The following is a 9703-nucleotide window of genomic DNA, read 5'->3' on the forward strand; positions in this document are numbered from 1 at the left end:
TTCGACGACTCAACGATTCACCGGAACGAAATCAGCGCATGGAAGAACAGGACCGCGTCGCGATATTGCAGCAATTCGGACGCACGTATCGCGCGTTCATGACCGCGTTCGAAGCGCACGTCGGGCAGCCGATGCCGCGCTGGCGCATCATGGTCGCGCTGCACACGATGGACGGGCATTCGTCGCAGAAGAAGCTCGTCGAAGTGCTGCGCATCGATCCGGGCGCGCTCACGCGCCAGTTGAAGTCGCTCGACGCGCTCGGCTGGATCGAACGCGAATCGGACGCGCGCGACAACCGCGTGACCAACGTCACGCTGACGGACGCCGGCCGCGCGGCGTTCGATGCATGCCTGCCGCGCCGCAAGGCGTTTCTCGAACAGACGATGGCGCAACTGCCGGACGACGTGCTGAATGCGCTGTCGGGTGCGCTCGCGATGCTGGAATCGCGGATCGCGGACGTCGGGTCGACGCCGGACGCGCGTTGACGTGCGGCGCCGGGCGGTACGTCGGCGCCGCCGGCCGCCGCTTCATTTCCTTCCGATCGAATGCGGGTTTACAGCTCGATGCGCGTGCCGAGCAGCGCGAGGAACTGCGCAAGCCACGCCGGATGCGCGGGCCACGCGGGCGCGGTGACGAACGGCGCGTCGGTCACGGCCGCGTCGACCGGGATGTCCGCGTATTCGCCGCCCGCGAGCTTCACTTCCGGCGCGCAGGCCGGGTACGCCGAAATGCGCTTGCCGCGGATCACGTCGGCGGCCGCGAGCAGTTGCGCCGCGTGGCAGATCGCCGCGATCGGCTTGCCGGCTTCGGCGAACTCGCGCACGAGCGAAATCACCTTCGGATCGAGTCGCAGGTACTCCGGCGCACGGCCGCCCGCGATCGCGAGCGCGTCGTAGCGCGCCGCGTCGACGTCGTCGAACGCCGCATTCAGCGTGAACTGGTGGCCGGGTTTCTCGGTGTAGGTCTGGTCGCCTTCGAAATCGTGGATCGCGGTCTTGATCTTGTCGCCCGCGCGCTTGCCCGGACAGACTGCGTCGACGTGGTGGCCGACGGCCTGCAGCGCCTGGAACGGCACCATCGTTTCGTAGTCTTCGGCGAAATCGCCGGTCAGGAACAGGATCTTCTTCGCGGCCATGGCTTTCTCCAGTGAAGCAGCGTTGAAGGCCCGGTCGCGCCGTGCACGACGGCGACGACGGGGCCCGAGGACGAAAGCGCAGTGTACTCCGGCAGATTGAAGCGCGCGTGACGGCCGCCCGCGCGAGCGGCGGGGCGGCGCCGCGCGCGGCGTGCGTCAGAAGAAGGTTTCGACGACTTCCGTCACGCGGAATTGCGGATCGAGCACGAGCACCTGGCGCCACTTGTCGAACGTCAGGCACGGATGCGAGATGTCGAACGCGACCATGTCGCCGACCTTCACGTCCGCGCCCGGCGGGATCTGCAGGTACGCGTGCTGGTCCATCATCCCGGTGACGGCCCAGCCTTCGGCGGCGGCGACGTCGCGCGGCGCGGTGTCGCGGCCCGGACGGAAGTGGCGCGCCGGCTCGGGCAGGCCCGCGTCGAACGCCGCATCGCGCTTGCCGAGCGCGACGATCGCGCGATCCTGCTCCGGCACCGACTGCACGTACGCCCACAGCTGCAGCGCCGGCAGCAGCCCTTCGCCCATCGAGCGGGCGATCGGGTTGCGCGCGAACACGTCGGTCTGCGCCTTCTTGTAGATGCCGACATCGTGCGTCAGGTAGCAGCCCGGACGCAGCACGACTTCCGCGAAGCCCGCGTCGGACGCCTTCTTGAATTCTTCCGCGACCACGTCGTACCACGCCGAACCGGCGCCGGACAGGATCGCCGGCGTGCGCGCGAAGCGGCCGGCTTCGGCCAGCTCGCGCGTGAGCGCGACCGCCTGCTGCAGGAACGCGCGAATCTCGCCTTCCTCTTTCAGCACGCCTTCATAGAGCTCGATGCCGGCCAGTTTCAGCGTGTCCGGATAGCGCGCGATCGCGGCCAGCACGGCCTCGCGCTGCGCGGCGTCGCGCACGCCCGCGCGGCCGCCCGGCACGCCGAGCTCGATCAGCACGTTCAGCGATTTCTTCGCGTCGCCGAAGAAGCGGCCGAGCTGATCGACGCTGTCCGCGGAATCGACGAGACAGAAGAATTCGAACTCGGGATCGGACAGCAGCCCCGCGACGATCGTCATGTTCTGGCGGCCGACCAGCTGATTCGCGAGCAGCACGCGCCGCACGCCGCCGTGATACGCGGCCTGCGTCTGGTGCGCGGTCGCGAGCGTGATGCCCCACGCGCCGGCGTCGAGCTGGCGGCGGAACAGTTGCGGCGCCATCGTCGTCTTGCCGTGCGGCGCGAACTTGACGCCGTATTTCTGCACGAACGCCTGCATCCAGTTCAGGTTGTGCTCGACGCGATCCGCGTAAAGCACGGCCGCCGGCAGGCTGACGTCTTCCGCGAGCAGGTTCCATTCGAGCCGGCCCGCGTCGCCGAGCGGCACGCTCGCGCTCGGCAGATTGCCCAGGCCCTTGCCGAACGGATCGATCGTCGCTTCCTGATAGTTTGTAACTTTCATGTCATCCCGCTCCATCATCACTATGCATTGCACTGAAGTTGACATGCAGATGGTACAGAAAGTAGCATCGGCGCGGTGATGTTATTTAATAACATCCAGCTTCGCACCCTTTTCCGCCGATGAATACGCCTGCTTCCCCGTCCGCTTCGCCCGCGGCCGAGCCCCATTCGGCTCAGGCCGCGCCGCCGGTCCTCGACATCGTCGCGCGGATCGCCGAATGCGCGCCCGAGCTGCGCGAAGCCGAGCGCAAGGTCGCCGCGTTCATCCTCGCCGATCTGGCGCGCGCCGCGCATGCGAGCATCGGCGCGCTCGCGCGCGACGCGGAGGTCAGCGTCGCGACGGTCACGCGTTTCGCGAAGGCCGTCGGCTGCCGCGACGTGCGCGAGCTGAAGGTGCTCGTCGCGCAGGCGGCGGCCGTCGGCCAGCGCTTTCTGGTGCCGTCCGACGACGCGCCGGCCGACGACACGAGCCCCGCGTCGATGGTCTACGACGAGATTCGCGTGGCGCTCGCGCACAACCACCAACTGCTGCGCAACACGTCGTTCGACGCGGCGGCCGACTTGCTCGCCGGCGCGAAAATGACCTACGTGTACGGGCAGGGCGGCGGCTCGACCGCCCTTGCCGACGAGCTGCGCTTCCGGCTCGTGCGGTTCGGCCGGCCGGTCGCGAGCTACCAGGACAGCCTGCTGCAGCGGATGGTGGCCGCGACGCTGGCGAGCGACACCGTCGTCGTCGCGTTGTCGGTGAGCGGGCGCGTGCCCGAGCTGCTCGAGAGCTGCCGGCTCGCGAAGCGCTACGGCGCGAAGCTGATCGCGATCACCGCGCCGGCGTCGCCGCTCGCGAAGCTCGCCGATCATCTGATTCCCGTCGTCGCCTTCGAAACCGATTTCATTTACAAGCCTTCGACATCGCGCTACGCGATGATGATGGCGATCGACGTGCTCGTCACCGGCGTCGCATTGCGGCTCGGCGATGCGGGCCGGGAATCGCTGCGCCGCATCAAGCACGCGCTCGATGCGCACCGCGGCGGCGGAGACCGTCAACCGGTAGGAGACTGACCATGCATTCGCATCCCGAAGCGGCCGATACGCTGATCGTCGGCGCGCAACTGTACGACGGCACCGGCGCGCCGCCCGTCGCGCGCGACGTCGCGATCCGCAACGGCCTGATCGCGGCGATCGGCAACCTGTCGAACTGGCTCGCCGAGACCGTCGTCGACGCGAACGGCCGTGCGCTGGCGCCGGGTTTCGTCGACGTGCACACGCACGACGACACGCACGTGATCCGTGCGCCGGAGATGATCCCGAAGATCTCGCAGGGCGTGACGACCGTGATCGTCGGCAACTGCGGGATCAGCGCATCGCCGGTGACGCTCGCGGGCGATCCGCCCGACCCGATGAACCTGCTCGGCGAGCGCGGCGCGTTCCGGTACCCGAGCTTCGCCGCTTACGTCGCGGCCGTGAACGATGCGCGCCCGGCCGTGAACGTCGCGGCGCTCGTCGGCCATACGGCGCTGCGCAACAACCAGATGGACCGCCTCGACCGCGCGGCGACCGATGGCGAGATCGCCGGCATGCGCGCGCAGCTCGAGGAGGCGCTCGCGAACGGCGCGCTCGGCCTGTCGTCGGGTCTCGCATACGGCTCCGCGTTCGCCGCGCCGACCGAGGAAGTGATGGCGCTCGCCGAGCCGCTCGCCAAAGCCGGCGCGCTGTACACGACGCACATGCGCACCGAATTCGACGCGATCCTCGATGCGATGGACGAGGCCTATCGCGTCGGCCGCCACGCGCAGGTGCCGGTCGTGATCTCGCACCTGAAATGCGCGGGTCCGTCGAACTGGGGGCGCAGCACCGAGGTGCTCGCGTCGCTCGACGGTGCACGCCGCTACCAGCCGGTCGGCTGCGACTGCTATCCGTACAGCCGCAGTTCGTCGACGCTCGACCTGAAGCAGGTGACGGGCGACATCGACATCACGATCACGTGGTCGGAGCCGCACCCGGAAGTCGCGGGCAAGCTGCTGAAGGCGATCGCCGCCGACTGGGGCGTGACCGAGCAGGAGGCCGCGCAGCGCATTCGCCCGGCGGGCGCCGTGTACCACAACATGTCCGAGGACGACGTGCGCCGCATCCTGTCGCATCCGGCGACGATGGTCGGCTCCGACGGGCTGCCGAACGATCCGCTGCCGCATCCGCGGTTGTGGGGCGCGTTCCCGCGCGTGCTCGGCCACTACGTGCGCGACACGAACCTGCTGCCGCTCGAGGAGGCGATCCGCAAGATGACGTCGCTGTCCGCGCGCCGCTTCGGGCTCGCGCGCCGCGGCGAGGTGCACGTCGGCTACCACGCCGATCTCGTGCTGTTCGATCCGGCGCGCGTGATCGACGCCGCGACGTTCGACAAGCCGCAGCAGCCCGCGCACGGGATCGACGCCGTGTGGGTGAACGGCGTGCTGACTTATGAAAACGGCCAGCCGACCGGCGAGCGCGCCGGCGGTTTCGTCGCGCGCGGCGAGCGCGTGCCGGCCAGTGCCGATGCGGCGTTCTGAACGCGCGCATCCCGATCTTCCATGCGCGCCGCAGCAGCCGGCGCGCGTATCCGCAACCGAGCGTTGCATGGGACCGGAGTCAGCGCCGCAGCGCCGACTCGGGTCGACACACGAGGAGTGAAACGATGAAGCGATATGGCGTAGGCGAAGCGAAGGGGACCGGCGGCCAGGTGATGCCGTTCGCGCGGGCGGTCGAGGCAGACGGCTGGCTGTACGTGTCGGGCCAGACGCCGATGGTGAACGGCGAGGTCGTCGAAGGCGGAATCGTCACGCAGTCGAAGCAGGCGATCGAGAACGTGATCGCGATCCTGAAGGAAGCCGGCTACGGCCTCGAGCACGTCGTGCGCTGCGGCGTGTGGCTCGACGACGCGCGCGATTTCGCGTCGTTCAACAAGGTGTTCATTTCGTATTTCGGCGAGAACCCGCCGGCACGCGCGTGCGTGCAGTCGAGCATGGTCATCGACTGCAAGGTCGAGGTCGATTGCATCGCTTACAAGGCGCCGGCGAAGTAATCCCGCCGCGGCGAATCGATACGCAACGGGCTCGGTGCGAGTGGCACCGAGCCCGTTTCGTCATTTCCGGGCGCGGTCCGACGGACTCCGGGCCGTCGCGCGGCTGCAACCGTTGCAACGCATGCAGCTCGTTCGTGTAACGTGCGGCATGGACGACCGCAAGGACATGTATGGAATGGGCTGCGCTGGTGCCGGAGCTGATTTGCTCGGACCTTGCCGCAAGCGTGCGCTTCTATCGTGACGTGCTGGGGTTCGGGATCCGCTTCGAGCGTCCGGAAGACGGATTCGCGTACCTCGAGCTCGGAGGGGCTCAGCTGATGCTCGAGCAGCAGCGCCCGGAAAGCTGGCTGACAGGCCCGATGGAGCCGCCGTTCGGGCGAGGGATCAACCTGCAGATCGAGGTCGATTCGATCGGCCCGATCCATGACCGGATCGTCGCCGCGGGCGTGGCGCTGTTCGTCGGACCGCGAACATCCTGGTATCGGCAGGACGACATCGAGCACGGCCAGATCGAGATGCTGGTGCAAGACCCCGACGGCTACCTGCTGCGCTTGGTGGAAATCCTCCCGCAGCGCCCGGCGCAACGATGAACCCGGGCCGTCCGCCGCCCGGAAGGGGCGGGCGAACGGTCCCGGCGGGCTTCACTGCCGCGCGGTCCGCGCGTTATCCGGCATCGGCTGGTTGTAATTGGTGCGAAACGGATTGATGTCGAGCCCGCCGCGGCGCGTATAGCGCGCATACACCGCGAGCTTCACCGGTTTGCACGCATGCAGGATGTCGAGGAAGATCCGCTCGACGCACTGCTCGTGAAAGCCCGTGTGATTGCGGAACGAGATGATGTAGCGCAGCAGCCCCGCATGGTCGATCTGCGGCCCGACGTAGTGGATCTGCACGCTGCCCCAGTCGGGCTGGCCCGTGACCGGGCAGTTCGAGCGCAGCAGGTCGGACACGAGCGTCTCCTCGACCGGCGCTTCGTCCTCGGCGGCCGACAGCAGCGACGGATCGGGTTCGTACACGTCGGCGTCGAGATCGAGCCGGTCGAGCGACAGCCCGTCGAGCTCGTCCATTTCCAGCTTGCGGAAATCGTGCGCCGACACCAGTTGCACCGAGACGCTTGCGCCGCACGCGGCCGACACGTCGCGCTTCAGCACGTCGCGCACCGCGTCGACCGAGTCGAACTTCGACTGCGCGAACGAACCGAGATACAGCTTGAACGACTTCGATTCGACGATGTTCGGCGATTCGGCCGGCACGTAGAACGTCGCGATCGCGACCTGCGGCTTGCCGCGCGCGTTGAGCCACGACAGTTCGTACGCGTTCCAGATGTCGGTGCCGAAGAACGGCAGCGCCGACGTGATGCCGAGCTGCTCGCGCGCGCCGGCGCGCGGGATCGGGAACAGCAGCGACGCGTCGTACTGCGTCGCGTAGACGGTGGCCTTGCCGAGCGGGGAATGTTCGGGATTCATCGTGTGACGCCTTTACGACAGGAAGAGGCGGTAAGCCGGGTTGGCGCTCTCTTCGACATACGGATAGCCGAGCGCCGCGAGGAAGCGTTCGAACTCGGCGCGATCGGCCTGCGGCACCTGCAGCCCGACGAGGATCGAGCTGTAGTCCGCGCCCTGGTTGCGGTAGTGGAACAGGCTGATGTTCCAGTCCGGCGCCATCGACGACAGGAACTTCATCAGCGCGCCCGGCCGTTCCGGGAATTCGAAGCGGAACAGGCGCTCGTCGAGCGCGAGCGGCGAGCGGCCGCCGACCATGTAGCGGATGTGTTCCTTCGACAGCTCGTCGTGCGTCAGGTCGACGCTCTTGAAGCCGTGCGATTCGAAGTTCGCGGCGATCTCCGCCGATTCGTCGCGACGGCGGATCTGCACGCCGACGAAGATGTGCGCGGATTGCGCATCGGCGATCCGGTAGTTGAACTCGGTGACGTTGCGATCGCCGACCAGCGAGCAGAAGCGCTTGAAGCTGCCGCGTTCCTCGGGGATCGTGACCGCGAACACGGCTTCGCGTGCCTCGCCCACTTCCGCGCGTTCGGCGACGAAGCGCATCCGGTCGAAGTTCATGTTCGCGCCGGACGTGACCGCGACGAGCGTCCGGTTCTCGATGCCTTCGCGTTCCGCGTACAGCTTCGCGCCCGCGACCGCGAGCGCGCCGGACGGCTCGAGCACGCTGCGCGTGTCCTGGAACACGTCCTTGATCGCCGCGCACAGCGCGTCGGTGTTGACCGTCACGACGCCGTCGAGGAGCTCGCGGCACAGCCGGAAGGTTTCCTCGCCGACGAGCTTCACCGCGGTGCCGTCCGCGAACAGGCCCACTTCGCTCAGCTCGATGCGCTCGCCCGCGTCGATCGACTGCGCCATCGCGCACGAATCCTCGGCCTGCACGCCGATCACCTTGATCTCCGGGCGCACCGCCTTGACGTACGCGGCGACGCCGGAGGCGAGCCCGCCGCCGCCGATCGGCACGAAGATCGCGTGGATCGGGCCCTGGTGCTGGCGCAGGATCTCCATCGCGATCGTGCCCTGGCCGGCGATCACGTACGGATCGTCGAACGGGTGGACGAACGTGAGGTCGCGCTCCTGCTGGACCTTGACCGCGTGCGCGTACGCATCGCTGTACGATTCGCCCGCCTGGATCACCTCGACGCTCGGCCCGCCGTGCGCGCGCACCGCGTCGACCTTCACCTGCGGCGTCGTGACGGGCACGACGATCACGGCTTTGACGCCCATCCGCGCCGCCGAGAACGCGACGCCCTGCGCGTGGTTGCCGGCCGACGCGGTAATCACGCCGCGCGCGAGCGCGTCCGCCGGAATGTGCGCCATCTTGTTGTACGCGCCGCGCAGCTTGAACGAGAACACCGGCTGGTTGTCCTCGCGCTTCAGGTAAACGGCGTTGCGCAGCCGGGCCGACAGGTTGCGGGCCGGTTCGAGTTCCGTCTCGATCGCGACGTCGTAGACGCGCGCGGTGAGGATTTTCTTCAGGTAATCGTGGGATGCCATGGGCGCTCGCGTGCAGTGCGGATGCAGACGGTAAAGGGTCAATGATAGCGCCAAGGGTCCGCCCGTACGCAAGCGGCATGCCGGGCGGGCGATTGCGGGCGACCGTGCGCGCGTGCCGGCAGGGGGGGGGGGCGTCGCCGGGCGAGATTTTTTATCGGCTTAACCGCATGGTTACCGACCGGACGGACGGCGAATGGTCGCACGAAACCGCGCCGAACCCCGCCCGGCGCGGCGCGCGGCGATAGCCCCACGACCTGTCCGGCGTGTCACGGGCGGCCCGATCATGGGTTAGAATTCCGTTTTGAATCAAGGATTCGGAAGATGCAGAGGCACCCTCGGATCGCACCGTTGAAGCCGACGCCGCGCGCAGCCAGCCCCGCGGCCGAACGGCATGCGCGCCGCGCGCGATCGTGCTGATGGTTCCGAGTGCCGCCAGGCCCTGTCGCCGGCCAGGAGGGGCGAGTCGCCCGCTCCGGCCCCATGAAGGACAGCCGCGCGCCTGGTAACAGAACAGATTTCCCCAAGATTGCGCCCACGCGCTTGCCGACGCCCGTGCACGGGGTATCGGCCCTCCGAGTCGTCCGAACATGAACGCACCACAAGTTTTCGATCCGCATGGCGCGGCCGCCGCCGTCGCCGCCGACCCCGCGCCCCGCTTGCGCGAGATTCCCTACAACTACACGTCCTTCTCGGATCGCGAGATCGTGATCCGCCTGCTCGGCGCCGACGCATGGTCGGTGCTCGACGAGCTGCGCGCCGAGCGCCGCACGGGCCGCTCGGCACGGATGCTGTATGAAGTGCTCGGCGACATCTGGGTCGTGCGTCGCAACCCGTACCTGCAGGACGACCTGCTCGACAACCCGAAGCGCCGCGCGCTGCTGATCGAGGCGCTGAACCACCGCCTGACCGAGATCGGCAAGCGCCGCAGCGCGGATCTCACCGAGCACCGCGACGACGCCGGCCGCGAACGCGCATCGCGCGTCGAGATGCTCGAGAGCGCCGCGCAGCGCGCGGTCGACGAGTTCGCGGACGAATTCGACAAGATGGCCGAGCTGCGCCGCCGCGCGACCAAGGC

At 68.3% G+C, this 9703-nt stretch carries 10 protein-coding genes; 6 read left to right on the forward strand and 4 right to left on the reverse strand.

Features of this window, described 5'->3' with window-relative positions:
* Positions 1-38 precede the first annotated feature (38 nt).
* Positions 39-485 (forward strand): MarR family winged helix-turn-helix transcriptional regulator, encoded by a 447-nt coding sequence (locus tag WT53_RS31425; RefSeq protein WP_034208375.1) that lies wholly within the window; start codon positions 39-41, stop codon positions 483-485.
* A 68-nt stretch (positions 486-553) separates the two neighbouring features.
* Here the strand turns inward: WT53_RS31425 and WT53_RS31430 are convergent, their stop codons facing one another.
* Both WT53_RS31430 and WT53_RS31435 read right to left on the reverse strand, forming a co-directional pair.
* Complete coding sequence (locus tag WT53_RS31430) at positions 554-1135, reverse strand: DJ-1/PfpI family protein (RefSeq protein WP_006487930.1); 582 nt, start codon at positions 1133-1135, stop codon at positions 554-556.
* Between the two features lie 156 nt (positions 1136-1291).
* On the reverse strand, positions 1292-2572 hold the full coding sequence (locus tag WT53_RS31435; RefSeq protein ID WP_034208374.1) for an amino acid deaminase: 1281 nt from the start codon (positions 2570-2572) through the stop codon (positions 1292-1294).
* 119 nt (positions 2573-2691) lie between these two features.
* Here WT53_RS31435 and WT53_RS31440 point away from each other — a divergent pair, with 119 nt between their 5' ends.
* The 4 genes from WT53_RS31440 to WT53_RS31455 all read left to right on the forward strand — a co-directional run bounded on the left by WT53_RS31440 (position 2692) and on the right by WT53_RS31455 (position 6216).
* On the forward strand, positions 2692-3630 hold the full coding sequence (locus WT53_RS31440; RefSeq protein WP_034208373.1) for a MurR/RpiR family transcriptional regulator: 939 nt from the start codon (positions 2692-2694) through the stop codon (positions 3628-3630).
* Positions 3631-3632: 2 nt separating this feature from the next.
* On the forward strand, positions 3633-5114 hold the full coding sequence (locus tag WT53_RS31445) for an amidohydrolase family protein (protein WP_034208372.1): 1482 nt from the start codon (positions 3633-3635) through the stop codon (positions 5112-5114).
* Positions 5115-5239: 125 nt separating this feature from the next.
* Positions 5240-5626, forward strand: coding sequence for a RidA family protein (locus WT53_RS31450; protein ID WP_006497391.1), 387 nt, complete (start codon positions 5240-5242; stop codon positions 5624-5626).
* A gap of 170 nt (positions 5627-5796) precedes the next feature.
* Positions 5797-6216 carry a VOC family protein gene (locus WT53_RS31455; protein ID WP_034208371.1) on the forward strand — a complete coding sequence of 140 codons (420 nt, stop codon included), beginning with the start codon at positions 5797-5799 and terminating at the stop codon, positions 6214-6216.
* Between the two features lie 51 nt (positions 6217-6267).
* Here the strand turns inward: WT53_RS31455 and queF are convergent, their stop codons facing one another.
* Positions 6268-7092 (reverse strand): NADPH-dependent 7-cyano-7-deazaguanine reductase QueF, encoded by an 825-nt coding sequence (gene queF / locus WT53_RS31460; protein ID WP_034208370.1) that lies wholly within the window; start codon positions 7090-7092, stop codon positions 6268-6270.
* Positions 7093-7104: 12 nt separating this feature from the next.
* Entirely contained in the window at positions 7105-8628 is a 1524-nt protein-coding gene (gene ilvA / locus WT53_RS31465) for a threonine ammonia-lyase, biosynthetic (RefSeq protein ID WP_034208369.1), read from the reverse strand.
* A gap of 587 nt (positions 8629-9215) precedes the next feature.
* Between ilvA and WT53_RS31470 the strand changes: the two genes are divergently transcribed.
* On the forward strand, positions 9216-9703 hold a 488-nt coding region (locus WT53_RS31470; protein ID WP_156447921.1), incomplete at its 3' end, for a DUF3683 domain-containing protein.

The organism is Burkholderia sp. MSMB2157WGS (assembly GCF_001532755.1).
GTDB lineage: Bacteria > Pseudomonadota > Gammaproteobacteria > Burkholderiales > Burkholderiaceae > Burkholderia.